General features: G+C 69.9%; 24 protein-coding genes. 13 read left to right on the top strand and 11 right to left on the bottom strand.

The window, feature by feature from the left end; genetic code table 11:
* Window positions 1–159: 159 nt before the first annotated feature.
* From pdhA to ACFSVL_RS44155, 3 genes are read left to right on the top strand one after another with little or no spacing between them, the layout of a single operon-like run.
* The gene (gene pdhA / locus ACFSVL_RS44165) at window positions 160–1,260 is read left to right on the top strand and encodes a pyruvate dehydrogenase (acetyl-transferring) E1 component subunit alpha (protein ID WP_378313771.1); all 1,101 of its coding nucleotides are present in this window, start codon (window positions 160–162) and stop codon (window positions 1,258–1,260) included.
* On the top strand, window positions 1,257–2,273 hold the full coding sequence (locus ACFSVL_RS44160; protein WP_378313769.1) for an alpha-ketoacid dehydrogenase subunit beta: 1,017 nt from the start codon (window positions 1,257–1,259) through the stop codon (window positions 2,271–2,273). Before pdhA ends, ACFSVL_RS44160 begins: the two co-directional genes overlap by 4 nt.
* Complete coding sequence (locus ACFSVL_RS44155; protein WP_378313767.1) at window positions 2,273–3,505, top strand: dihydrolipoamide acetyltransferase family protein; 1,233 nt, start codon at window positions 2,273–2,275, stop codon at window positions 3,503–3,505. Before ACFSVL_RS44160 ends, ACFSVL_RS44155 begins: the two co-directional genes overlap by 1 nt.
* Before the next feature lie 6 nt (window positions 3,506–3,511).
* On the opposite strand, the gene ACFSVL_RS44150 is transcribed toward ACFSVL_RS44155, so the two are convergent.
* The 5 genes from ACFSVL_RS44150 to ACFSVL_RS44130 all read right to left on the bottom strand — a co-directional run bounded on the left by ACFSVL_RS44150 (window position 3,512) and on the right by ACFSVL_RS44130 (window position 8,700).
* Window positions 3,512–4,780: a glycosyltransferase family 2 protein gene (locus ACFSVL_RS44150; RefSeq protein ID WP_378313765.1), complete on the bottom strand. Its 1,269-nt coding sequence runs from the start codon at window positions 4,778–4,780 to the stop codon at window positions 3,512–3,514.
* A complete protein-coding gene (locus ACFSVL_RS44145) occupies window positions 4,777–4,950 on the bottom strand; it encodes a hypothetical protein (protein WP_378313763.1) in 174 nt (57 codons plus the stop codon). Before ACFSVL_RS44145 ends, ACFSVL_RS44150 begins: the two co-directional genes overlap by 4 nt.
* A gap of 22 nt (window positions 4,951–4,972) precedes the next feature.
* A complete protein-coding gene (locus tag ACFSVL_RS44140; RefSeq protein ID WP_378313761.1) occupies window positions 4,973–6,655 on the bottom strand; it encodes a DUF2334 domain-containing protein in 1,683 nt (560 codons plus the stop codon).
* Window positions 6,652–7,845 carry a non-hydrolyzing UDP-N-acetylglucosamine 2-epimerase gene (gene wecB / locus ACFSVL_RS44135; RefSeq protein ID WP_378313759.1) on the bottom strand — a complete coding sequence of 398 codons (1,194 nt, stop codon included), beginning with the start codon at window positions 7,843–7,845 and terminating at the stop codon, window positions 6,652–6,654. The genes ACFSVL_RS44140 and wecB overlap by 4 nt, the downstream gene beginning before the upstream one ends.
* Before the next feature lie 369 nt (window positions 7,846–8,214).
* A complete protein-coding gene (locus ACFSVL_RS44130; RefSeq protein WP_378313758.1) occupies window positions 8,215–8,700 on the bottom strand; it encodes a carboxymuconolactone decarboxylase family protein in 486 nt (161 codons plus the stop codon).
* Between the two features lie 46 nt (window positions 8,701–8,746).
* Here ACFSVL_RS44130 and pdxR point away from each other — a divergent pair, with 46 nt between their 5' ends.
* The 4 genes from pdxR (at window position 8,747) to ACFSVL_RS44110 (ending at window position 12,672) form a co-directional block, all read left to right on the top strand.
* Window positions 8,747–10,144: a MocR-like pyridoxine biosynthesis transcription factor PdxR gene (pdxR, locus tag ACFSVL_RS44125; RefSeq protein WP_378313757.1), complete on the top strand. Its 1,398-nt coding sequence runs from the start codon at window positions 8,747–8,749 to the stop codon at window positions 10,142–10,144.
* 73 nt (window positions 10,145–10,217) lie between these two features.
* Entirely contained in the window at window positions 10,218–10,394 is a 177-nt protein-coding gene (locus ACFSVL_RS44120; protein ID WP_378313755.1) for a CsbD family protein, read from the top strand.
* A 115-nt stretch (window positions 10,395–10,509) separates the two neighbouring features.
* Window positions 10,510–11,118 carry an acyl-CoA-like ligand-binding transcription factor gene (locus ACFSVL_RS44115; protein ID WP_378313753.1) on the top strand — a complete coding sequence of 203 codons (609 nt, stop codon included), beginning with the start codon at window positions 10,510–10,512 and terminating at the stop codon, window positions 11,116–11,118.
* Window positions 11,119–11,136: 18 nt separating this feature from the next.
* Window positions 11,137–12,672: an FAD-dependent monooxygenase gene (locus ACFSVL_RS44110; protein WP_378313751.1), complete on the top strand. Its 1,536-nt coding sequence runs from the start codon at window positions 11,137–11,139 to the stop codon at window positions 12,670–12,672.
* Here the strand turns inward: ACFSVL_RS44110 and ACFSVL_RS44105 are convergent.
* Together ACFSVL_RS44105 and ACFSVL_RS44100 are read right to left on the bottom strand one after the other, a co-directional pair.
* Complete coding sequence (locus tag ACFSVL_RS44105) at window positions 12,644–13,453, bottom strand: class I SAM-dependent methyltransferase (protein WP_378313749.1); 810 nt, start codon at window positions 13,451–13,453, stop codon at window positions 12,644–12,646. The two genes, ACFSVL_RS44110 and ACFSVL_RS44105, sit on opposite strands and share 29 nt — an antisense overlap.
* Window positions 13,454–13,476: 23 nt before the next feature.
* Window positions 13,477–14,298, bottom strand: coding sequence for a class I SAM-dependent methyltransferase (locus ACFSVL_RS44100; protein WP_378313747.1), 822 nt, complete (start codon window positions 14,296–14,298; stop codon window positions 13,477–13,479).
* Between the two features lie 36 nt (window positions 14,299–14,334).
* Between ACFSVL_RS44100 and ACFSVL_RS44095 the strand changes: the two genes are divergently transcribed.
* Together ACFSVL_RS44095 and ACFSVL_RS44090 are read left to right on the top strand one after the other, a co-directional pair.
* The gene (locus tag ACFSVL_RS44095) at window positions 14,335–15,765 is read left to right on the top strand and encodes a xylulokinase (RefSeq protein ID WP_378313746.1); all 1,431 of its coding nucleotides are present in this window, start codon (window positions 14,335–14,337) and stop codon (window positions 15,763–15,765) included.
* 4 nt (window positions 15,766–15,769) lie between these two features.
* Complete coding sequence (locus tag ACFSVL_RS44090; RefSeq protein WP_378313744.1) at window positions 15,770–16,453, top strand: alpha/beta hydrolase family protein; 684 nt, start codon at window positions 15,770–15,772, stop codon at window positions 16,451–16,453.
* Here ACFSVL_RS44090 and ACFSVL_RS44085 read toward each other — a convergent pair.
* The 3 genes from ACFSVL_RS44085 to ACFSVL_RS44075 form a co-directional block, all read right to left on the bottom strand.
* Entirely contained in the window at window positions 16,446–17,144 is a 699-nt protein-coding gene (locus ACFSVL_RS44085; RefSeq protein WP_378313742.1) for an anti-sigma factor family protein, read from the bottom strand. The two genes, ACFSVL_RS44090 and ACFSVL_RS44085, sit on opposite strands and share 8 nt — an antisense overlap.
* The gene (locus ACFSVL_RS44080; protein ID WP_378313740.1) at window positions 17,141–17,680 is read right to left on the bottom strand and encodes a sigma-70 family RNA polymerase sigma factor; all 540 of its coding nucleotides are present in this window, start codon (window positions 17,678–17,680) and stop codon (window positions 17,141–17,143) included. Before ACFSVL_RS44080 ends, ACFSVL_RS44085 begins: the two co-directional genes overlap by 4 nt.
* 814 nt (window positions 17,681–18,494) lie before the next feature.
* Entirely contained in the window at window positions 18,495–18,737 is a 243-nt protein-coding gene (locus ACFSVL_RS44075; RefSeq protein ID WP_378313738.1) for a hypothetical protein, read from the bottom strand.
* A gap of 128 nt (window positions 18,738–18,865) precedes the next feature.
* Here ACFSVL_RS44075 and ACFSVL_RS44070 point away from each other — a divergent pair, with 128 nt between their 5' ends.
* Entirely contained in the window at window positions 18,866–19,750 is an 885-nt protein-coding gene (locus ACFSVL_RS44070; RefSeq protein WP_378313737.1) for a DUF3800 domain-containing protein, read from the top strand.
* Between the two features lie 13 nt (window positions 19,751–19,763).
* Here ACFSVL_RS44070 and ACFSVL_RS44065 read toward each other — a convergent pair whose 3' ends face one another.
* On the bottom strand, window positions 19,764–20,183 hold the full coding sequence (locus ACFSVL_RS44065) for a DUF5709 domain-containing protein (protein WP_378313735.1): 420 nt from the start codon (window positions 20,181–20,183) through the stop codon (window positions 19,764–19,766).
* Window positions 20,184–20,254: 71 nt separating this feature from the next.
* Here ACFSVL_RS44065 and ACFSVL_RS44060 point away from each other — a divergent pair, with 71 nt between their 5' ends.
* The 3 genes from ACFSVL_RS44060 to ACFSVL_RS44050 are packed head-to-tail and all read left to right on the top strand — an operon-like array spanning window position 20,255 to window position 23,351.
* Complete coding sequence (locus ACFSVL_RS44060; protein WP_378313734.1) at window positions 20,255–21,328, top strand: VanZ family protein; 1,074 nt, start codon at window positions 20,255–20,257, stop codon at window positions 21,326–21,328.
* 50 nt (window positions 21,329–21,378) lie between these two features.
* Window positions 21,379–22,863: an AlkA N-terminal domain-containing protein gene (locus tag ACFSVL_RS44055; RefSeq protein WP_378313942.1), complete on the top strand. Its 1,485-nt coding sequence runs from the start codon at window positions 21,379–21,381 to the stop codon at window positions 22,861–22,863.
* Window positions 22,860–23,351 carry a methylated-DNA--[protein]-cysteine S-methyltransferase gene (locus ACFSVL_RS44050; RefSeq protein ID WP_378313731.1) on the top strand — a complete coding sequence of 164 codons (492 nt, stop codon included), beginning with the start codon at window positions 22,860–22,862 and terminating at the stop codon, window positions 23,349–23,351. Before ACFSVL_RS44055 ends, ACFSVL_RS44050 begins: the two co-directional genes overlap by 4 nt.
* Window positions 23,352–23,529 lie beyond the last annotated feature (178 nt).

The following is a 23,529-nucleotide window of genomic DNA, read 5'->3' as shown; positions in this document are numbered from 1 at the left end:
GTCCACCCGGCTGGGACATCCGCGCCACCTCGCAAGCCAATCGTCCAACCCAGACTCCACAACCGAGCCATCATTCCACAGTTCCCGCACAAGTCTGGATCCCTGATCGCCATACAGTGAGTATCAGGGTCTACTCGTCTTCGTCGATGGGAGCTGTCGGTGACCACCACGGAACGCACTGCTGCGTCCTACTTCCTGCCCAGCGACGAGCCGCTCGGCCTCGTGACCGCCGACGGCACGCCGGTGCCTGACCCTGCGCTCGCGATGCCCGCGGACGACGTCCTCCTCCGCCTCTACCGCGGCATGATTTCCGGACGCCGTTTCGACACCCAGGCCACCGCGCTCACCAAGCAGGGCCGTCTCGCCGTGTACCCGTCCGCGCGCGGGCAGGAGGCCGCCGAGATCGGCTCGATCCTCGCGCTTCGCCCGCAGGACTGGCTTTTCCCCACCTACCGCGACTCGATGGCCGTCGTCGCACGCGGCGTCGATCCGGTCGAAGTCCTTACGCTGCTTCGCGGGGACTGGCACTGCGGCTACGACCCGTACCGCGCCAACGTCGCACCGCAGTGCACGCCGCTCGCCACCAACACGCTGCACGCGGTCGGCTTCGCGCACGCTGCGCGCGTGAAGGGCGAGGACACGGTCTCGCTCGTTCTCGTCGGTGACGGTGCCACCAGCGAAGGCGACACGCACGAAGCGTTGAACTTCGCCGCTGTCTGGAAGGCACCGGTGGTCTTCCTCGTACAGAACAACGGCTACGCCATCAGCGTCCCGCTTGAGAAGCAGACTGCTGCGCCTTCGCTCGCGTACAAGGGTGTCGGCTACGGCATGCCGTCCGTGCTCGTTGACGGCAATGACGCGGCTGCCGTACACGCTGTCGTCGAGCAGGCGGTCGAGCGCGCCGCAGCGGGCGAAGGGCCGACGCTGATCGAAGCTCTCACCTACCGCATGGAGTCGCACACCAACGCCGACGACGCGACGCGCTACCGCGACAAGGCCGAAGTCGAGCAGTGGCTCACGCGCGACCCGATCAGCCGCCTCAAGCAGTACCTCACCGACCGTGGCCTCCTCGACGACAAGGCGCAGCAGGAGATCGACGCGCGCGCCGAAGAGGAAGCCGCCGCGTTGCGCGAGCGAATGAACGTCGACACCCAGCTCGACCCGGCGGATCTCTTCCGGCACGTGTACGCCGAACCGACCGCCGCCCTACGGCAGCAGGCCGCCGAACTGGCGAACGAGAACACTGAGGACCAGGCATGACCGCCACCCTGGACACAACGCTGTCCCTCGCCGGCGCGCTCAACCGCGCCCTCGCCGACGCACTCGCCGAGGACGAGCGCGTACTCGTCTTCGGCGAAGACGTCGGCACGCTCGGCGGAGTCTTCCGCGTCACCGACGGACTGGCCGCCCGCTTCGGCGACGCTCGCGTCTTCGACTCGCCGCTGGCCGAATCGGGCATCGTCGGCACCGCGATCGGGATGGCGATGAACGGCCTGCGCCCGGTGATCGAAATGCAGTTCGACGCGTTCGCCTACCCCGCGTTCGAGCAGATCACCAGCCACCTCGCCAAGCTTCGCAACCGAACCAAGGGCCAGGTCGAACTGCCCGTGGTGATCCGCGTGCCCTACGGCGGCGGCATCGGCGGTGTCGAGCACCACTGCGATTCGTCCGAGGTCTACTACACGCACACGGCCGGCCTGCGCGTCGTCACCCCGGCCACGCCGGACGACGCCTACACCCTGCTGCGCCAAGCGATCGACAGCCCGGACCCGGTCATTTTCCTGGAGCCCAAGCGCCGGTACTGGGAAAAGGGAACCGTTGACCCGCAACGTCATTCCCCCGGGCTCGACAAAGCAGTGATTCGCCGCGAGGGCAGCGACGTCACCCTCATTTCCTACGGCGGCGCGCTCGGCACCACCCTCGAAGCTGCCGAAGCCGCCGCCGAAGAGGGCTACAGCGCCGAAGTGATCGATCTGCGCAGCCTCGCGCCATTCGATCTGGAAACGGTCGCCGCGTCCGTTCGGCGCACCGGCCGCGCGGTCGTGGTGCACGAGGCGAGCCGATTCTGCGGTTACGGCGCCGAGGTCGCCGCGCAGTTGTCCGAGACCTGTTTCCATTACCTGGAAGCGCCGGTCCTGCGCGTCGCCGGATTCGACATTCCCTATCCGGCACCGAATCTGGAACAGCACCACCTGCCGGGCGTCGACCGGATCCTGGACGCGATCGAGCGGCTCCAGTGGGACGACGCGGCACCGCTCGACGGGGAGAAGTGATGGCTGTCTTCAAACTGCCTGACCTCGGCGAAGGCCTGACCGAGGCGGAAATCGTCGCGTGGCACGTCGCGGTCGGCGACACCGTCACCGTCGACCAGACGGTCGTCGAGGTCGAGACCGCGAAGGCGAGCGTCGAGGTTCCGGTGCCGTTCGCGGGCCGGGTCGCGACGCTGCACGGAGCGGCCGGCGAGGTGCTGACCGTCGGCAGCCCGTTGATCACTGTGGACAGTGCCGCGGACTTCACCGAACCCGGCGTCGTGACGCCGGAAGGCAGCGGAAACGTCCTGATCGGCTATGGCACCAGCCAAACCGGCACCCGGCGCACGAGGCGACCACGCGGCAGCAAGGCACCCGCAGCACCCCCGACGCCAGCACCAAAGTCCACTTCGGACCGCATCCGCGTAGTCTCGCCTCTCGTCCGCCGCCTTGCCCGAGAGTCCGGAGTGGACCTCCACACGCTGACCGGCACCGGCACGGACGGCATCGTGAGCCGCGCCGACGTCGAACGCGCGATCACCACGCCAACCACTCCCGCGGCAACCCCCGACGAGCAGCGGATCCCGTTGCGCGGCCTGCGCAAAACCGTCGCCGACAAACTCGCCCGCTCCCGCCGCGAAATCCCCGAGGCGACCGTCTGGGTGGACGTCGACGCGACCGAACTGCTGCAGCTGCGCACCGCGCTCAACAGCGATCCGCACGCCCCGAAGATCAGCCTGCTCGCGCTCATCGCCCGGTTCGCCGTCGCGGGCCTGCGCCGCTTCCCCGAGCTGAACGCGCATCTGGACGGCGACGAGATCGTCATCCCGTCCGCGGTCCACCTCGGCTTCGCCGCGCAGACCGACCGCGGCCTGGTCGTCCCCGTGGTCCGGAACGCGCATCAGCAGACCCTGGAAGGCCTGTCCGCCGCGCTCGCCGACCGCACCGGCCAAGCCCGCGCCGGGCAGCTCGCGCCGGCCGATCTCACCGGCGGCACATTCACCGTGAACAACTACGGCGTGTTCGGAGTGGACGGTTCGGCCGCCATCATCAACTACCCGGAGGTGGCGATCCTCGGCGTCGGCCGCATCATCGACCGGCCGTGGATTGTGGACGGACAGGTCACCGCCCGCAAGATCACCGAGCTGACGCTGGCGTTCGACCACCGCGTCTGCGACGGCGGCACCGCGGGCGGATTCCTCCGCTTCGTCGCCGACTGCATGGAAAACCCGGTGCGGCTGCTGCGCACCCTGTGAGGACGGTCAGGCTGGCAGCTCTGCCAGCCTTTCCGTTTTCGCCCACACGTTCCGCTTCAACACGATCCGGAACACGGCTCGCCAGGTCGCCAGCACGCCGAGCAGCAAGAAGGCCGGATAACACAAGCCAGCCAGCAACGCCCGATGCAAGGGCTCGTCACGCAACCGGACAAAGTAGACGATCGCCCACATGATTCCGGGCAGCAGCAACGCGGCCAGCCACCACACCACCGCCTGCGACAGGTTCCCCGTCTCCGCGACCAAGCCGCCGAACGAGTTCCCGGTCAGCACTGCCACCGGCACGATCACCAGCAATGCCACCGCGATCAAAGACAGCGGAACGGTCAGCCACGGCACCACGAGGTAGACAAGGAAGTCGAACAACCCGGTCCCGGCAATGAATCGCGAGGTCGCGAGACTGCGCAAATGCCGCGAACACTGGAGATTCCCTTGCGCCCAGCGAGTTCGCTGCCGCAACAGCCGACGCGTGTCCTCCAGCCCCTGCTGGGTCACCCAAGCCCGCTGCGTGTACCGGATCCGCACCCCGGCGAGATGCAGCCGCAGCCCCAATTCAAGATCCTCGACCAGACAGTCGCTCCACGGCGACGGCCCGAACTTCCGCAGCACCGACAGCCGGGTGAACTGCCCATTCCCGCCCATCCCTACGCTGCCGAGGACGTCGCGCAATGACTGCGACGCATCCGCGATCGCCCCGAACTCCAAGTCCTGCAACAGCGCCAGCAACCGGTGTCTATTGTGGATTCGCACCCGGCACTGCACCGCCCCGACCCCGCGGCTGCGCAGCATCGCCGCGACCTCGGTCAGCAGCCCGGCACTACCGCGCCCATCACCGTCAATAATGCCGACCACCGTCTGCGAAACAGTGCCCTCGCGCGCCGCAATAGCGTCGATGTACCGATAGCCCGCGTTCAGCGCCTCACCCTTGCCTTGTCGCGCATTCGGCAAGTCACGACGCAAAACATGCAACCGGTCGTCAGCGATGCCCGCGACAATCTCCGGCGTCGCGTCGTCGGACCCGTCGTCGATGACCAGCACCCGCACCGGAGTTTCCGCGCTGCCCAGCCGCAGGGCGTTCCGCACCGTGTTGGCGATGACGCGCTCTTCGTTCAGCGCCGGAATGACAATCCAGAACCGCAGAAGGCTCGGCGAACGTTCCGGCGCAGGCCGAGGCGCGCGCCAGGCGAAGGCCGCCAGCACCAGGTTGTGCACCGGCCACCAGCACAGCAGCAGCACGAACCACCACGGCTGCGTCATGCCGCGTGCCGGCCCCGGGATCCGCTGGTGCGCAGCCGGACCGAACGGACCGTCAACGCCATCGCCACGAATCCGACGACGGACAAGACAAACCACAGCACCCCGTGCAACGGCGCGACACCGATCGCGGCAGCGGACACGACCGCGGGAGCGACCCGGGTGACAGACATTTCTTTTCCTTCCAGAAGAAACTCAAGCAGCAACGGCAGCCGGGGACACGAAGCGGTAGCCGAGCCCCTCGATGCCTTCGACCACCTTCCGAAGGTCGCCGATGCCAAGAAACGGGTGATAGAAGAAGCTGACGACGCTGTCGGTCACCACGCGATGGGTTTTCGCGTCGGCCAGGATGTCGTCGGCGGTACGCGCGGCGTGCTGGTTGAACTGGGCCGGAGCCACGTTTCCGACGTTCTCCGGCACCACGACGGTCCCGTAGACGTCACGGACCGGATACGGGAAGAACTGGCCGTACACCTCGCGATAGGACACGTCAGTCCGTCCACATTGGCCGCCGTCGCACTGTCCGGCGTAGTAGCTTCCCCGGTCGTACCGCAGCGGGAAGACCCGGCCAGTCTCCTGATAGTCCACAGCGGACCCGCCGTAGTGCGGAAACTCGAACGCCTCCGGCCGCGGCAGCCCGACCCGGTCGAACTCGGCGAGACCGGTCGCGATCCGGCCGCGGAACCACTCCGGCGAATCCTCCGGAACCGGACCGCCGAGCCGCACATTGTCCTTGTGGTCCACAGTCGCGCGATAAAACTCGTAGTCAGCCCCGCTGGTCGCCGAGTACGGATTGTCCGCCTCGCCGTACTGGTGGCTATACCCGTGCATCACCAAGGTCCCGCCGCGCGCGACCGCATCCCGCAGCGCCGCAACGAGTTCCGGGCTGTCCACCAGCCGCGCGAACGTCGGCTTCCCACCATTCGCCGACCCGCGCGGATCCGCGTAGTACGGGTACACCGCCAGCGAGAACGGCACCCCATGACCACTGAGGTAGTCGGTCATCGCCCGCACTTCCGCAGCCGGCGTACGCGGGCCGATGTCCTCGATCCGCACTAACGCACGCCGACGTTCCGGCGCATCGGGCGCGAGCACGCCGAGAAGAATGTCCGCGGCCGCCAGATAGCGGTCGCCTGCACCGACATAGGAATACGGCACTTCCGCCAGGTAGGTGAAAGATCCACTGTGGACCGCCCACGGAGACGCCACCCCGTCCGCGGACTTCGCCTGCGCCAGCACCTTCGCCTTCGGCGAGGTCACCCGCACTCCCACGACGTCGATCCCCGCGTTCGGGTCACGCCGCAGATCCGTGTCCCGATAGGACACCGTCGTAACCTTTTCCTCCCGGAACGGAGCCCACGTCCAGCCCCATTTTCCGGCCAGCGCCGGCGTACGGTCGAACAGCTGCCAGATATTGCTGCCGATCCACGCCACCGGCAGCCGGGTCCGGCTCACGTCGTCCAGCAGGGCGGGCGGAAGTTGCGCGTCGTAGACCGTTCCGACGTAGACGACCGCCTGGTACTCGTTCAGCTCGCCACGCCGGTAGTCGGCGGCAGGCAGCATTCGCCAAGCGGTGGAACGGGAAACCAGGTTCGCCGTCTGGATCGCGTTGGCCTGCGCCTCCTCGGCGACCTGCGTCGCGGGCGGGCTCGGCCGCAGCCGCCGCCCGTCGTCGAACAGCACCAGCGTGCGCCGATCGTCGCGGCCGCCAGGCCCGGCCATTCCGATTTTCGGTTGCCGCAGAACCGGTTCGGCCGGAGCGGCCGCCGCAGAGCCGGCACCGTCGTCCGAGACGACCACGACGATCCCGCCCACCAAACTGACCACCGCGACGACAATGATCCCGAGCCGCAACCACGCCGGGAACCGTGGGTTCACTGCCCGGCCTCAGCCAGCTCCGGCGCGAACGGTTCCGGCGCTTCCGCCGCCAGACCGAGCATCCAGGCCACCGCCTGCTCAGTGCGTTCCGCGGCGCGGCCGTCGCCGAACGGATTGGTGCGCGCGTTCATCGCCGTTCGCTGCGCCGCATCGGTCAGCAGTTTCGACGCAGTTTCCACAATCAAGTCCGCGTCCGTGCCGACCAGCATCGCGCAACCGGCGTTGACGGCCTCCATCCGTTCCGTCGTGTCCCGCAGCACCAGCACCGGAACCTTGAACGTCGGAGCTTCCTCTTGAATACCACCGGAATCGGACAGCACGAGCGAACTCGCCGCGATCGCCGCCGCGGTCTGCTCGTAAGGCAGCGCCGGGGTCAGCACCACCCGCGAGTTGCCGGCGAGCGCCGCAGTGACCGCCTGCTGCACAGCCGGATTCGGGTGCATCGGCAGCAGAACGCGAACGTCCGGATGACGCGCCAGCAGAATGTCCACAGCGGACAGAATGCGCATCAGCGGCATGCCCCAGGACTCCCGCCGGTGCGCGGTCACCAGAACCAACCGGCACTCGCCTCGCGTCGCCGACTCGACCACATCGGCGACCGCACTGTCGGCAAAGGACACTGGCCGGTCCGTCACCCGGGAAATCGCGTCCACCACAGTATTCCCGGTAACCAGCAGGACACTGTCATCGATGTTCTCCGCACGCAGGTTCTGCGCGGCCACCGGCGTCGGGGCCAGGTGCAAGCTAGCCGTCTGCGTAACGAGCCGCCGGTTCAGCTCCTCCGGGAACGGCGACTGCAGATCGAACGACCGCAGCCCGGCTTCCAAGTGCACCACGGGAATCCTGCGCCAGAACGCGACCAGCGCACCGGCCACAGTGGACGTCGTATCGCCCTGCACCAGCACCGCCGCGGGCGGGCGCTGCGCGGCGAACGCGTCCAGCCCGGTGACGAGCTGCGCCATCAGTTCCGGCTGCCCGCCGTCGGTCCGGTTCAGCGTGAGCCGCAGGTCCGGGGTCAGCGAGAACGCCGCGAGCACCTGGTCGACCAGCTCCGGATGCTGCCCGGTCGCGACGAGCACCGGCTCCAGCCGGCCAGACCGGCGCATCTCCTGCACGACCGGCGCCATTTTGATCGCCTCCGGCCGGGTACCGGCAATCAGCCAGACCACCGGTGCGTCACCCCGGGTCATCACGGAACTCCATTTCCACGAGAGCGGACAACGATCCGGAAACCGCGTCTGGATCGCTCCGACCACGCTAACTACGGCATCCGGAATCAACCTCACCCTCGCGGGTCAAACTCACCGTCAGTAGTCGCCGTCACAAGCCGTCAGAAAGGCACCAAACCGCCGCCCACCAAGCTTTTAAGCATCTGCTTACATTGCCGAACCTCGATACACCAGACAAACCGAGCACGTACGGTAATCAAGCTGGATCGGTTAAGTCACGAGACCAGAAAAAGGGCACCCGAAATCTCGGATGCCCTTTTCCGCTTCCCCGGTCAAACCGCCGGTATGGCCGCCCACGATCCTGCTCACATAGTGGTCCAGACCACCGTCCTAATGCTCCCCCGGCACGTATTCGCCGGGCACCATCCGCGTCGTGACCGCGAACCGGTTCCACGCGTTGATCACCGTGATCGTCGCGATCAACTGAGCCAGCTCGGCCTCCTCGAAGTGCTCCGCAGTGCGCGCGAAGACGTCGTCGGGCACGAAGCCGTCGGTGAGCACAGTGACCGCTTCGGTCAGCTCCAGCGCGGCGACCTCCTTCGCCGTGTAGAAGTGCTTCGAGTCCCGCCAGGCGGGGAGCTGGATGACGCGCTCGGCAGTTTCGCCAGCGGCCAGCGCGTCCTTCGAGTGCATGTCGATGCAGAAGGCGCAGTGGTTGATCTGCGAAGCCCGGATCCAGACCAGCTGCCGCAGGACCGGGTCGAGGCCGTGCCGGGTCGCGGCGTCGAAGCGGATCATCGCCTTGTACGCCTCGGGCGCCAGCTCCGCCATCTTGAGCCGGAGCGGCTGTACCGGAAGTCGTGCTGTCGTGGTCATGCCGTCGACCCTACGAGCGATTGGCACTCTGTTATGGTCCATTTCCGTGCGCGCGGAGTGGGCCAGTTCGCTGAGTGAAGACCTCCACCTCGACCTGCGCGGGCCTCGGCTGCGCGACGGCCTGATGGAGGCGCTGCGGGACGCGATCCGCACCGGCCGCCTGACCCCAGGGGCGAAACTGCCGTCCAGCCGCACCCTCGGCGCGGATCTCGGAATCGCCCGGAACACCGTGGCGCAGGCGTACGCGGAACTCGTGACCGAAGGCTGGCTCACCGCGAGGCAGGGTGCCGCGACCCGGGTCGCCCCGCGCGCCGAAACCGCGCCCGCACCGACCGTGCCGAAGCCCGCGCCGCGCCACCGGATCGTGCACGACCTGCGCCCCGGCCAGCCGGATCTGTCCGCGTTCCCCCGCGCGGACTGGCTGAAAGCCGCGCGCCGGGCACTGACCGGCGCGCCCCACGACGCGTTCGGCTACGGCGGTCCGTTAGGCCGCCCCGAGCTGCGCGAAGCCGTAGCCGCGTACCTCGCCCGCACCCGCGGCGTACGCGCACACCCGGACCAGATCATGATCTGCGCTGGCACGTCACACAGTCTCGTCGTGCTCGGCGAAGTACTGAAGCAACGGAACACTGCGGCGGTCGCAGTCGAGTCGTACGGTCTGCAGGTCCATCGCGCACATCTCGCCAAAGTCGGCTTCGGCACCCCGCAGCTGCCGGTGGACGCCGACGGCGCGATGGTCGAGCAGCTCAACGACCTGCCCGACGTCGGCGCAGTGCTACTGACGCCGTCGCACCAGTTCCCCACCGGCGTCGCGCTGCATCCGGACCGCCGGGCCGCCGTAGTGGACTGGGCGCGCCGGACCGGCGGCCTGGTGCTGGAAGACGACTACGACGGCGAGTTCCGCTACGACCGCAGCCCGGTCGGCGCGATACAGGGGTTGGACCCGGACCACGTGATTTACCTTGGCACCACAAGCAAAGCGCTCGCCCCAGGCCTGCGCGTCGGCTGGATGGTGCTGCCGCCGAGGATCGCCAGGGCGGCCGCCGAAGCGAAGGGCGACCGCGACCCGTACTCCGGCGTGCTCGACCAGCTCACCATGGCCGAGTTCATCACTTCCGGCAGCTACGACCGCCACATCCGCGCGATGCGGCTGCACTACCGCCGCCGGCGCGACCAGCTCGTCGCGGCACTGGCCGAACACGCGCCGAACACGCGGGTGACCGGGCTGTCCGCCGGACTGCAGGTACTGGTGGACGTTCCACGCGGCGAGGAAAGCGCTGTGGTGCAAGGGTCCGCGTGGCAGGGCCTGTCGATGCACGGGCTCAGCGCGTTCCGGCATCCCGACGCGCCCGCGGACCGCGACGCGCTGGTGATCGGCTACAGCACTCCGTCGGCCAGCGCGTGGTCGGGCGCACTGGCCGCGTTGTGCCGGGTACTGCCCTAGCCCGGGCACCGATTTCCGCGAGTTTGCCGCCTCGTGGAGCGGGTAGCCGAAGAGGGAGAAGGGAGGACGCATCGTGAACGACAAGGTCGAGAACAAGGCTGACGAGCTCAAGGGCCGCGCGAAGGAAGCCGTGGGCAACGCCACGGACAACGAGCAGTGGCAGGCCGAAGGCAAGGCCGAGCAGGGCACGAGCCACCTCAAGCAGGCCGCCGAAAAGGTCAAGGACGCGTTCAAGAGCACCAAGGACTGAGCCGCGCGTCGCCGCGAAGCCCGGGGCATCCGTGCCCCGGGCTTCTTCTCGCTCCGTAAACTTGCGCACTGCGCAAACATTGCGCGGCACGCAAGCGGCGCCCTATGCTGGTCCCATGACCGAACGACCCAACCTCCGAGACCGCCGCCGCCACGAGACCCGGGTCGACATCTCCTGGGCAGCGGTCCGGCTCACGGTCGAACGCGGTCTGTCGAACGTGACCATCGAGGAAATCGCCCGCGAGGCGGGAGTTTCGCCGCGCACCGTCAACAACTACTTCTCCAGCAAAGCCGAGGCGATCGTCGCGCGGCACCAGGACCGGGCTCGCGGGATCGCTGATCACCTCCGCGCGCGCCCGGCGGAGGAACCGCTGTGGACCGCGCTCCGGGAGGCCTCGCTCCGGCAGCTCGACGTCGACCGCGGCGACGCTCCCGAGGGCGCCCCGGATCCACAATGGACGGCCGGGGTCCGGGTCATGATCGCGGAACCCGCGCTGGCGGGCGAATTCCTCAAGGCCAACGCCGCCGCCGAAGAAGCACTGGCGGAGGCGATCGCGGAACGTCTCGGCGCGGAGGCCAGCGACCTCCGCGTCCAGCTCATCGCCACCACCGCCGGCGGCGTGCTGCGCGCAGTCATCCAGGAGTGGCTGCACGCCTCGCCGCCGAAGGACCTGGCCGACGTCGTGCACGAGGCGTTCGACACGCTCGCCGACGTGCTTCCCTGATCCCGCAAGGAGATCCCCGTGTCCGAAATCGTCATCGCGGGCGCCGGGCCGAACGGCCTGATGCTCGCCGCCGAACTCTGCCTCGCCGGAGTCCGCCCGATCGTCCTGGAACGGCTCGCCGAACCCGACGGAGTACGCCGCGCCAACGGTCTCGTCGGCCAGGTCGTGCCGCTGCTGCACCGCCGCGGCCTGTTCGAGAAGCTCGCGGACGCGCCCGAACCCGTTCCGGCTCCCCGGTTCGTCTTCGGCGCGTTCCCGATCGAATTCGCCGATCTGCCCAGAAACCCGATGTACCTCCTGCCGAAACCGCAGCACGAACTCGAGCAGACCCTCATCGAGCACGTCCGCGCGCTCGGCGCCGAACTCCGCCGGGGCCACGAGATCACCGGATTCACCCAGGACGAGAACTCGGTGACCGTACTGGTGCAAGGGCCGGACGGGCCCTACGAAGTCGCCGCCGAATACCTGGTCGGCGCGGACGGCGGACGCAGCACCGTGCGCAAGCTCGCCGGGATCGACTTCCCCGGCGTCACCTGGGACGAGTCGGTGTCCCGCAGCGCGAACGTCCGGCTCCCGGAGTCCTTCGTCGATCCCGAGACCGGTGGCCTGAAGCTGGAGACCGGGGTCCTCCCGCCGTTCCAGCACCACCGCACGGAAACCGGGGTGTTCGTGTTCGCGCCGTTCGACCCGGAGAATCCGGCGCTGTCGGCCAGCGAACCCGGCGGAGCCGCCGATTTCGCCGAAGACGAGCCGCTGACCATCGCCGAATTGCGCGCGAGCGTACAGCGGGTGCTGGGCGTCGACCTGCCGCTCGAACCGCCGTCCGGTCCCGGTCCGTTCCTGCTGCGCAGGCTGACCGGCGGCAACACCAGGATCGCCGAGACGTACCGGCGGGGCCGGGTGCTGCTGGTCGGCGACGCCGCCCACGTGCATTCCGCGATCGGCGGCCCGGGGCTGAACCTGGGCCTGCAGGACGCGGCGAACCTCGCGTGGAAGCTCGCCGCGGAGGTGCGGAGCTGGGCTCCGCCAGGGTTGCTCGACACCTACGAAGCCGAACGCCGCCCGGTGAGCGAGCGCGTCGTCATGCACACCCAGGCGCAGAGCGCACTCGTCGCGCCCGGCCCGGAAGTCACCGCGCTGCGCGAATTCTTCACCGAACTGCTGTCCTATCCGGATGCGCGCCAGCACATCGCCGACCTGATGTCCGGCGCGGACCTCCACTACGGCACCGACCCGAGCACCGGCCGCTGGGCCCCCGACCTGCCGCTCGCCGACCCGGGCCCGCTCACCGCCGCGTACCGGGCCGCACGCCCGGTGCTGCTGGACCTGACCCCGGACGCCGTGCTCGCCGACGCGGCCGCGCCATGGCACGACCGTGTGACCACGGTGTCCGCCACGCCGACTGGCGACGCACCAACTGCCCTGCTCATCCGCCCGGACGGCTACGTCGCCTGGTCCTCCACCGACGCCCAACCGGACGTCGAGACGCTCCGCGCCGCGCTCACGCAGTGGTTCGGCGCGCCAGTCAGGTCAGCCGTGTCGTCGCCACGTTGATGCGTGCCCCGGCCGGCAGCGTGCCGTCCGGGGCCACCAGCGGCCGGGAAGCCACCCGGAACGCAGTCCGCAGCCCCATCAGCTGCGTCTCGTCGAGCGCGTCGATCTGGTAGTAGGTGTCGTGACAGGTCTGCCACACCGAATCCGGCGGGCCGGACAGGTCCACCAGCAGCTCGTGCCATTCGACCGGTGCGAATCCGGCCGGGCCGAGCAGCGCGTCGAGGCCTTCGCGGGTGCGGCTGCGCGGATCGCCAGACGTCGGCACCTGCCGGTCCTCGGCCACCACCGCGAAAAGCGGCCGGGCGACCTTCAGGAACACCTCCAGGGCGTCGGTCCCGCCGCCGCCCACGCCGATCACGAAGGTGCCGCCGGGCCGCAGCACGCGGGCGGTCTCGGCGATCACCTTTTCGACGTCGGACATGAGCATCAACGCCATGAGCGACACGACCGCGTCGTAGCTGTCGTCCGCGAACGGCAGCTCTTGCGCACGGCCTGGCCGCAAGTCCGCGTCGGTGAGCCCGGCCCGGCCGCGCGCGACTTCCAGTTGCTTGGCGGAAAGGTCGATGCCGGCGAGCTTTCCGGTACCGCGACCGGCGAGCACGGCCAGCAGCGCGCCGTCCCCGCAGCCGAGGTCGAGCACGCTGCGCGGCTGGCCAACGTGACCGGCGAACGCCTCGTACACCGAGCGCCCGTCGACCCGGCCCCGCTCGGCCAGTTCGGACGCTGCAGCCGGGTTCCGGTCGTGAAAATCGCGCAGGAACTCTTCGGCGGGCGTCATCATGCCCGTGACGGTAGCGCGAACAGTCACTTCAGCAGCTCAGTTTTGGCCAGGTTGACGCACAGCCCCGCCGGAAGCCGGCCGTCCGCGGTGCGCAACTGCTCGGTTTCGGCGAGGAATGCCGAGCGCAGCCGGGCCAGCTGAACGTCGTCCAGGGTGTCGGTCGAGTAATACGATTCACAGCACAACGTCCACACCTCGTCCGGCGCGGCAGTCAGGTCGATCTCGTACGGCTCCCAGGAAACCGGCGCGAACCCGGCCGGAGCGAGCACCTCGTCGATCCCCTCGCGGTTCGACGTGCGCCGTTCGGCGGTGTAAGTGGCCCGCCGCTCCTCCGGCACCTCCCGGAACAACGGCCGGGCCAGCTCCAGGAACACCGGAGTCGCGCCGGTCGATTCGGGACCGCCGACGACCACCGCGAACGCCCCGTGCGGAGCCAGCACCCGCGCCACCTCGGCGGCGACTGCCTCCGCGTCTTCCATGAGCATGAACGCCATATGCGACACGACCGCGTCGTAGCTGTCGTCCGCGAACGGCAGTTCCTGCGCTCGTCCATGATGAAGCTCCGCCCCGGCCAGCTCCGGACGCTGCCGGGCAAGGGCGAGCTGCCCCGACGACAGATCGACACCAGCGAGCTTTTCCGCGCCGCGCCGCGCGCACACGGCCAGCAGCGCACCGTCTCCGCAACCGAGATCAAGCACCCGGCGCGCGGGCGCGACCCGATCGGCGAGCACCTCGTAGCTCGTCCGGCCGTCCCCGGTCACCCGGCCGGACTCGATCAGCACGGACATCGCGTCCGGTTTGCGATCGTGGTACTCGCGCAGGTAATTCTCCGCGGCAGAGGTCATGCTCCGACGGTAGCGAATTCCTGGTACCCCTGTGGCATGGACGAAGAAGCTCTGCTCGGCATCGACGTCGGCACGACCGCGGTGAAAGTCGCGGCGTTCGCGCCGGACGGCCGGGAACTCGCGGCGCACTCCGCGCCGTACCCGATCCGCCGGCCGCGGCCCGGCTGGGCCGAACAGGACCCCGAGGAGTGGTGGCGCGCAACGGACCTCGCGCTCCGCACCGTCCTTTCCGGACTTCCCGCCGGCGCGGTGCGCGCGGCCGGGATCGTCAGCCAGGTCAACACCCATCTCCTCGTCGACCGCGAACTGCGGCCGCTCACCCCGGCGGTGATCTGGCAGGACCAGCGCTGCGCGGAGATCGCCGCGGAACTCGACGCGCGCTTCTCCCCCGACGACAAAAAACGCATCTGGGGCGGGCCGATCGTGCTCGATGCGTCGTTCGCCGGCGCACGCGCCGCGTGGTTCGCGCGCGAGCAACCGGAATTGTGGTCCCGCGCACGATGGATGCTGAGCCCCAAGGACTTCATCGGCGCGCGGCTCACCGGACGGGTCGCGACCGACCTGCTGTCCGGCGTACGCATCGCGGGCGCTTCCGGCTACCTGCCCGAAGCGGTCGCGCTCGTGGACGGGCTCGGCGACCGCCTGCCGGACCTGCTCGCTCCGGAGGACCTCCTCGGCCACGCTGCAATCTTGGGCGACGCTCCGGTCGTCGTCGGCACCATGGACGCGTTCGGAGCCGTTTTCGGCACCCGCACAACGGAACCCGGCCGCGCGATGGTCACCTGCGGGACGTCCTTGGTAGTCGCGGCCGCCTCACACCGCAGCGAATCGGTACGAGGCCTGGTCACTTTCCCGCCGCGCGGCGACGTCGTCGTGCACGCCGGGCCAACGCAAGCCGCCGGCGACGCGGTGCGCTGGTGGAGCCGAGCGTCCGGACTGTCCGTGCCAGAAGTGTTCGCGTCCGCCGCGGAAGGCAAGCCCGGCGTGGTGTTCCTGCCGCACCTGCAAGGCGAACGCGCGCCGCTGTGGGATCCGGACCTACGCGGCAGCTTCCTCGGCCTGACCTCGTCCACAAGCACCGCCGACCTGTCACGCGCCGTGCTGACCGGCGTCGCGTTTTCCGCCCGGCACGTGCTCGAAACCGTCGAAGAAGCCTGTGGCGCACGCCTTCCGTCAGTGACGTTCTCCGGCGGCGGAGCGCGCAGCGACCTCTGGACGCAACTGCACGCCGACGTTCTGTCCCGGCCCGTCGAACGCCTCCGCGTACTCGACAGCGCCGCACTCGGAGCCGCCCTCCTCGGCGCAGTCGGCGCAGGACGGTACCCAGCCGTCGAAACCGCAGCAGCCTCGACAGTCGCCGTGGAACGGACCTTCACTCCCGAGACCGACTTGACCGGCCTGTACGAGGCGTATCGCGCCGCCCACGAAGGGCTCGCGAGAGTGCACGAACGGCTGGCTCGATGGTGATCTAATGGCCAGCATGGAAACCCTCCGCTACGGCAGCGAGCCCAGCCAGTTCGTCGAACTCCACGGCGCCCCGGGCGGGCGGGGCACCGCGATCCTGCTGCACGGCGGCTGGTGGCGCGCCCGGCACGACCTGCACCAGCTCGACCCGATGGCGGCCGACCTCGTCGCCGCGGGCTGGTACGTGGCGAACCTGGAGTACCGGCGCGTCGACGGCGACACCGGCGGCTGGCCGCAAACCCTGGACGACGTCCTGGCCGCGATCGCCGCCGTCGACCGCCCGGCCGAGCTGCCGGCTGTCGCGATCGGACACTCCGCGGGCGGGCACCTGGCGCTGCTGGCCGGACGGGAACTCTCCGGCGTCATCGCGCTGGCCCCGATCACCGACGTCCCGCGCGCCCGAGCCGAAAACCTGGGCGAAGGCGCCGCCGGCCTGTTCCTGACCGGCGACGACCCCGCCGCGTCCCCGATCCGCCAACTGCCGATCGGCAGCCCGCAGCTGGTCGTGCAAGGCGACGCCGACGTCCGGGTCCCGGTCGAGCACGCCCGCGACTACGTAGCCGCGGCGAAGGCGGCCGGCGACGACGTGGAGTACGTCGAACTCCCCGGCGTCGACCACTTCCGCCTGATCGACCCGGCCGACGACCCATGGCAGCCCGCCCGCGCCTGGCTCGACCGGCGGTTCAGCTGACGTCCGCCTCGACAAACCGGTGCCCGGCGGTGTTCTCGATGACCACCGCCGTCACCTGCGCCGGGTCGACGACCGCCGTGCCGTAGAGGTACGCACCGTCGCGCGCCGCCCGCTCGGACACCATCCAGCCGCCCGCGACCTGGCGCTGCCCGTCCTTGCCGAGCACCACGAGCAGGCATTTCTCCCCGGCCGGAATGCCAGTCACCGAGCCGTCGACGCGCACCCACCCCGATTGCGGAACGATGTTCGCGGTCAGCCGGGCCTGCCCGCTGGCCCCGGAAACCACCTTCGTGCCAGGCACCGCACTCGTCGACGGCGGCGCGGTCGGTACCGCCACCGCAGGCCCGGACCAGCTCCGCCCCACCAGCACCCCGACGCCCACCGCGGCCGCGGCCACCACGACCGCGACGGCGACCGCCATCGACCGCCCCCGCCCAGCCCGGGCCCGCGACTCCGCGCGCACCCGGTCCACCGTCCGCTGCATCACCAGGTCCGCCCCCACCGGCGGCCCGTCCAGCAACGCCTCCGGCGGCAGCTCGCCGAGGAAACTCTGCACCTCCCGCAGCGACGCGGCCTCCGCCCGGCAGCGCTCGCACCCGTCCAGATGCGCCTCGACGTCGCTCTGCTCGCCCGAGGAGAGCTGACCGGACAGGTACCCCGCCAGGTCGACGTGTTCGTCGGCAGTGTTCATCCGGCCACTCCTTCCGCTCGCCGGAACTCTTCCCGCAACGCCCGCAACCCGTAATACGAGCGGGACTTGACCGTGCCCGGCGGAATCCCGAGCCGCTCAGCCGCCTCGGCGACGCTGCGTCCCTGCAGATACATCTGTTCAAGCACCTCGCGATGCTCCGGGGAAAGCCCGTCCAGCGCGGCGAGCACCACCATCGAGTCGACGACCTGATCGGCATGATCCCGCTCGACCGGCCCGCCCGCCGGCGCCTCCGCCACCTCATGCGGCCGGGCTTCCTTCGCCCGGACCCGGTCGATCACGAGATTCCGCACCACCGTGAGCAACCACCCGCGCACCGACCCGCGCCCGTTGACCAGGCTGTCCGGACTCCGCCACGCCCGGACGAGCGCCTCCTGCACCACGTCCTCCGCCGCCGCGCGATCGCCGAGCAACCGGGTGGCGTAGGCGAGCATCGCCCGCCCGTGCTCCTCGAAAAGCGCGCGAACGAGCGCCTCGTCCGCAACCGCCCGCCGGTGACGGGCCCTGAACCCGGCCATGCCCCGATCATCCTCCCGACCGGACCCGATTGTCCCGCGCGGGGTACGGCCGCGTGCCCCTCCCGTGCGGGGCGCGGGCCGCCCGCCCCTCCTGCGCGGGGTACGGGCCGCGTGCCCCGATCGATACCCGCCCACCAGCGTGGTTCGGCCGACACGATCGGGGAACGGACCCCCTGCGGGCCCGGGAGCTGGGCTAAGTTCGAAATTGATCCAGCCGGAAGGCTTGCTCACCAGGTCGGCGCACGCCGGTGCCGTGCACTGGGATCACCGCCCCGGCCGCCCGACCGCCCTGGAGCCGCCGGGAGCGCTGCGCACACCGCCCTCCCGGCGGCTCCGGGGCACCCAGGGACTTGCCGGTTCTTGCTGCTTACCTCCGCTGAGCCGCCGACCGGCTCCCTCGCCAGCCGGGCTCTGGGACCGCAACGGACGGCCGTGCCCGCACGGATTCCGCTGAGGCCGAGACAGCCATTGCTCCGGAACCGCGCCCGGAACGTCCGCGGAGGAAGCGCCGCCGCCAGCCGAAACGGCGGGAAACCCGGCCACCACACAAACCGTCCGCAACCACGTTGACCGAGTGCCGACACCGGCAAGTCAGCACCGCACCTCGACGCGAAACCCGGCCCCAGAGCCAGGGCACGCCTGCCTCCGCCCTTGCCACGTCCGCAACCGGCGGCCAGCCTGAATCCCGGCCCACCGGCACCGCACCTGACCCCGGCCTCGCCACCCATCGCGAGACCCCCACAGCGTTCACAACCGCGGCCCCCAGAGCCAGGGCACCCAATTCCCGCAGCGCCCCACCGAGTCCATAAAGGACTCAAGCGGCGGCGACCCCCAGGTCGGTCAGCACCACCGGGCTCGCCGGTGCGCCCCGGCGGCGGGCGATCCGCACCAGGCCCCGGCGGCGCAGGCGGTCCATCGCCACCGTTTCCCACAGCGGGACCCGTCCGCCGACCGACCACAGGTAGCACTCCGCGGCCCCGACGAATCCGTTGTGGACCACCACCATCCCGCGCCGCACGTCGTCCAGTGCGTGTACGTCCTCCTCGACGAGCACCATGACCGGCTCCCTCCGTCCCCTTCATGGTGAAACTTCGGGGGCCCCGGGCACATCCGGGAATCCACCTCAGGGGTCCCCTGGAGAAACGGGGTCGCCACCGCCTCTCGGGTCTGGCAGGATCGGGCAGTGTGCGGCCGCCGGCGATCGCGTGCGACGAATCCGGGGCGGAGGGCGTGAACCTGATCGGCGCGAACACCGCGGTGTTCGCGCATGCCGCCGTCCGGCTGGAACCCGCGGCCGCCGCCGAATGCGTTGCGCGGCTTCGGGAACTCATCGGTTCCCCCGCGCTCGAGTACAAGGCCAACCATCTCCTGCGCGCCAAGAACCGCGCCGCGCTGGAGTGGCTGCTCACCGAACCGCTCGCGGACGCCGCCAGCGTGCTGCTCGTCGACAAAGCCCTCTTCCTCGCGGGCAAAATCGTCGATCTGCTGGTCGACCAGACCCCCTATCCGGAATGCCTGCGCCGCCGTCCGGACGCCCGCGCTCGCGCCCTGCACCGCGACGGCCCGCGCGTCCACGGCACCCGCCGCTGGAACGAGTTCCTGCGCTCGTTCACCGGACTGCTGCGCACCTCGAACCGCCGCCTTCCCGCGACGACTCCCGACGAGTTCTTCGCCCAGACAGACGTCCTCGGCGATCTGGTCGCGGCCCGACCGCACCTCACCGCGCTGCGCGACGAACTCCTCGCCGACCCCGCTCTCGTCCCGCCGCTCGACCCGCTGATGCCCGCCCTCGCCGACACGATCGCGTTCTGGCGTCCGGAAAACGTCATCCACGACGAGCAGCCGTCCCTCACCCCGGCCCGGCTCGCGCAACTGCTCGACCCGGCACCTCAGTGGCGATTCGTCGACTCGAAGTCCGAACCGCGGGTCCAGGCAGCCGATTTCCTGGCCGGCGTCGCCCGGCGGCTGACCGAGGAAACCCTGCACGGCGGCGGGGACGCGGAACTCGTCAAACTGCTGCGGCCGTATGTGCTGCCGTCGTCAGTCTGGATCGGGGAGCCAGCGGACTAGCCCGGCGAGAGCATCACCAGTCCCGCGGATTGACGACGTGCACGGCCGCTTCCTCAGCCGATGCCGCGCCGCCGTCGATGCCGATGTCCGAGGCGTACAACTCGTCTTCGGTGTCCGGCCCGAAGCCCGCGTTGGTGGCCACCAGGCGGCCCGCGCGGCGGTCGCCGACCTCGTCGTCGACCAGTTCGCCGTCGGTGTCGTCCGTGTCGCCGAGGCCGTCGCCGTCAGTCGCGCGGATATCCGGGAGTTCCCGCGCCAGCCGGCCCGACCAGCTTTCCCCGGCGGCCTCCTCGGCGGCTGTGGTGCCCCAGTCGCGAGTCGCGAGTGGACGTTCCGGCGGCGAGTAGCCCTCGTCGTAGGGGTCGGTGTCCTCAAGCGTGTCCTCGGGATCCAGCACGCCGGTGTCGGCGTTGTCCTCGATGTCGTCGTCCACTGCTCCTCCTTCCCGCGTGCCCAGGTTACTGCCGCCCGCTAGCCTGTGCGCTCACACCGGGTGGAGGAACGATGACTCAGTGGAGCGGTCCCACGCTGATCGCCGTGTTCGCCGGATTCGGGCTGGCGTTCGTTTTGGTGGTGCCGTATGTGGCGGTCAGCTATCGCAAACGCGGCGAACTCGGCTTGCTGCGCGCCATCGCCGCGCCAGCCTTCCTCGTGTACTGCTTCGCGCTCGTCACCTACACGTTGCTGCCACTGCCCGACATCGACGGCGCGTACTGCGCGGCGCACGAATCGCTGCGGCATCCGGTCTGGAACCCGCTCCAGTTCTTGGACGACATGAAGCAGTTCAACACCGGACTGCTGGACAACCCCGCGCTGCGCCAGGTGTTGTTCAACGTCGCGTTCTTCGTGCCGTGGGGCCTGTTCGTGCGGCGATTGTTCGAGCGGAGCATTGGATTCGCCATCGTCAGCGGGTTCTTCGTGTCGCTCGCCATCGAGACGACCCAGCTGACCGGCGTGTGGTTCCTGATGGAATGCCCGTACCGGCTATTCGACACCGGCGACCTGCTGGCCAACACCACCGGCGCGGCGGTCGGCGCACTCCTCGCGCCCGTGCTGCGCCGCTCGGGCCGGCTGCGTCCGGCCGACGAACCGCGTCCAGTCCTCGCCCGGCGGCGGCTGCTCGGCATGGTGCTCGATCTGATCGCGGTCACGCTGCTGGGCGTCGTGCTGAGCATGATCGCGCTCGCGGTCCAGTACGTCACGAAGGGCACGCTGCAGAACAACACGCTGATCGACGAGGTCCTCGGCCGCTGGGTGCCGACCGCGGTCCTGCTGCTGCTCGTGCCGCTGGCGGGCAACGGCGCGACGCCTGGCCAGCGCGCGGTCATGCTGACGGTCGTGCGCGCGGACGGGCGTCCGCCGTCGGTGCTGCAGTCGCTCGTCCGGTTCCTCATCGGTTCGGGCGGCTACTTCATCCTGGTCGGGCTGGATTCCGGGTGGACGTCGCTGTGGCTGCTGGCGCATCTGGTGTTCATGATCTTCACCCGGGGACATCGCGGCCTGACCGGGCTGGTGTGCCGGTTGTCCGTCGTCGACACCAGGGCCGCGGTTCGCGAGCCGGTTGCCCCGCCAGGGTGATGTCGTTTTTTCGCGAGGTTTAGCCGGTGCGCCGGGGCAGACTGGTCGGCGTGTATGAGGACACCGAACGCTGCGTCCGCGCGGTGCAGTCCAAGGACGACCGGTTCGACGGGTGGTTTTTCACCGCGGTGCTGACCACGGGGATCTACTGCCGGCCGAGTTGCCCCGTGGTGCCGCCCAAAGTCGAGAACATGCGCTTCTACCCAAGCGCCGCCGCCGCGCAAGCCGCCGGATTCCGCGCCTGCAAACGCTGCCGCCCCGACGCGTCACCCGGTTCGCCGCTATGGAACGAACGAGCCGACGTCGTCGCGCGCGCCATGCGCCTGATCGGCGACGGGGTCGTCGACCGCGAAGGCGTGCAGGGGCTCGCCGCTCGGCTGGGCTACAGCGTGCGGCAGGTGGAACGCCAGGTGCAGGCCGAACTGGGCGCGGGCCCGCTCGCACTCGCCCGGGCTCAGCGCGCCGAGACCGCCCGGCTGCTGATCGAAACCACCAGGATGCCGATGAGCGACATCGCGCACGCCGCAGGCTTCTCCAGCATCCGGACGTTCAACGAGACCGTGCGGGCAGTCTTCGCGCTGACCCCGAGCGAGCTGCGCTCCCGCGTACGCGGCGGGAAGCGGAGCAAGTCGCCGGGCGTCCTTTCGCTGCGGCTGCCGTTCCGCCGACCGCTGTGTCCGGACAACCTGTTCGGCCACCTGATCGCCACCGCGGTCCCAGGCGTCGAGGAATGGCGCGACGGCGCCTACCGCCGCACCCTGCGACTGCCGCACGGCCACGGCGTGGTGTCGCTCCGCCCGGAGCCAGACCACGTCGCGTGCCGCCTGAGCCTCACCGACCTACGCGACCTCGCCGCCGCGATCAGCCGTTGCCGCTGGCTGCTGGACCTGGACGCCGACCCGGTAGCGGTCGACGAGCAGCTCGCCGCGGACCCGACCCTCGCTCCCCTGGTCGCTGCCGCCCCGGGCAGGCGCGTCCCGCGCACGACCGACTCAGCCGAGTTCGCCGTCCGCGCCGTCCTCGGCCAGCAGGTCTCGACCGCAGCCGCCCGCACCCACGCCGCGCGACTGGTTCTGGCGCACGGCACCCCGATCGAGGACCGGGAAGGCGGCTTGACGCACCTCTTCCCGTCGTCCGAGGCGTTGGCGGACCTGGACCCCGAAACCCTGGCCATGCCGAAGACCCGCCGCGCCACCCTCCTGGGCCTGGTGTCGGCGCTGACCTCCGGCGACGTCGACCTCACCGCCGGCGGCGATTGGGTCCACGCCCGCGCACAACTGGCCGCGCTGCCCGGCTTCGGCCCGTGGACGGTCGAGAGCATCGCCATGCGCGCCCTCGGCGACCCAGACGCTTTCGTCGCGACCGACCTCGGCGTGAAGATCGCCGCCGAAACCCTAGGCCTGCCAACGAGTCCAGCAGCCCTGATCGCACACGCCAGCCGGTGGCAGCCGTGGCGCGCGTACGCGGTCCAGCACCTCTGGGCAACCGGCGACCACCCGATCAACCGGATTCCCGCGGTGGAGGAATCGGCATGACCGTGGTGCACACCGTCATCGACAGCCCAGAGGGCCCACTGACCCTCATGGCCCGCGACGGCGGCCTGGCCGGCCTGTACATCGGCGACGAGCAATACCGCCCGCCCCGCGCCGCCTTCGGCGACCGAGACGACCGCCCGTTCGGCGCGGCGACGCGTCAGCTGAACGAGTACTTCGCCGGTGAGCGGGTCGAGTTCGACCTTCCGTTAGCTTTCAGTGGCACTCCTTTCCAAGAAACGGTGTGGCGGGCGCTCCTGCAGATCCCGTACGGCGAGACGACGACCTATCGAGAGCTGGCGGAATCCATCGGCCGCCCGACAGCGTCCCGCGCGGTCGGCTTGGCGAACGGCCGGAACCCGATCGGCATCGTGGTGCCCTGCCACCGAGTGCTGGGCAGCGACGGCTCGCTGACCGGCTACGCGGCGGGGATCGACTGCAAACGGCGGCTGCTGGAATTGGAACGTGGTGGGCGGGTGGTTGCGGGGTGAGCCGGGTCGGGCGGGTCGGCTGAACGACGGCTGGTGTGGGCTGGGCGGCTGGTCACGGGGCGAACCGATCCCGGACTGGGCGGCTGGCATTGGCGGGCCAGTTTGGGCAGGTCGGCTGCCCAGTGACTGGAGTGGGCGGTTCGGGTGTGCGGGCGGTTGGTCACAGAGCAAGAGGACA

It is taken from the genome of Amycolatopsis silviterrae, from assembly GCF_042684085.1.
GTDB lineage: Bacteria > Actinomycetota > Actinomycetes > Mycobacteriales > Pseudonocardiaceae > Amycolatopsis > Amycolatopsis silviterrae.
The sequence above is the reverse complement of the archived record's forward strand: the minus strand, read 5'-3'. Positions and strand labels throughout refer to the sequence as shown.

Coding starts and splice junctions, on each gene's coding strand:
- ACFSVL_RS44160 (WP_378313769.1), top strand. CDS start 1,257: ATGACCGCCACCCTGGACACAACGCTGTCCCTCGCCGGCGCGCTCAAC.
- ACFSVL_RS44155 (WP_378313767.1), top strand. CDS start 2,273: ATGGCTGTCTTCAAACTGCCTGACCTCGGCGAAGGCCTGACCGAGGCG.
- ACFSVL_RS44150 (WP_378313765.1), bottom strand. CDS start 4,780: ATGACGCAGCCGTGGTGGTTCGTGCTGCTGCTGTGCTGGTGGCCGGTG.
- ACFSVL_RS44145 (WP_378313763.1), bottom strand. CDS start 4,950: ATGTCTGTCACCCGGGTCGCTCCCGCGGTCGTGTCCGCTGCCGCGATC.
- wecB (WP_378313759.1), bottom strand. CDS start 7,845: ATGACCCGGGGTGACGCACCGGTGGTCTGGCTGATTGCCGGTACCCGG.
- ACFSVL_RS44130 (WP_378313758.1), bottom strand. CDS start 8,700: ATGACCACGACAGCACGACTTCCGGTACAGCCGCTCCGGCTCAAGATG.
- ACFSVL_RS44115 (WP_378313753.1), top strand. CDS start 10,510: ATGACCGAACGACCCAACCTCCGAGACCGCCGCCGCCACGAGACCCGG.
- ACFSVL_RS44105 (WP_378313749.1), bottom strand. CDS start 13,453: ATGATGACGCCCGCCGAAGAGTTCCTGCGCGATTTTCACGACCGGAAC.
- ACFSVL_RS44100 (WP_378313747.1), bottom strand. CDS start 14,298: ATGACCTCTGCCGCGGAGAATTACCTGCGCGAGTACCACGATCGCAAA.
- ACFSVL_RS44095 (WP_378313746.1), top strand. CDS start 14,335: ATGGACGAAGAAGCTCTGCTCGGCATCGACGTCGGCACGACCGCGGTG.
- ACFSVL_RS44090 (WP_378313744.1), top strand. CDS start 15,770: ATGGCCAGCATGGAAACCCTCCGCTACGGCAGCGAGCCCAGCCAGTTC.
- ACFSVL_RS44085 (WP_378313742.1), bottom strand. CDS start 17,144: ATGAACACTGCCGACGAACACGTCGACCTGGCGGGGTACCTGTCCGGT.
- ACFSVL_RS44080 (WP_378313740.1), bottom strand. CDS start 17,680: ATGGCCGGGTTCAGGGCCCGTCACCGGCGGGCGGTTGCGGACGAGGCG.
- ACFSVL_RS44075 (WP_378313738.1), bottom strand. CDS start 18,737: ATGGTGCTCGTCGAGGAGGACGTACACGCACTGGACGACGTGCGGCGC.
- ACFSVL_RS44060 (WP_378313734.1), top strand. CDS start 20,255: ATGACTCAGTGGAGCGGTCCCACGCTGATCGCCGTGTTCGCCGGATTC.
- ACFSVL_RS44050 (WP_378313731.1), top strand. CDS start 22,860: ATGACCGTGGTGCACACCGTCATCGACAGCCCAGAGGGCCCACTGACC.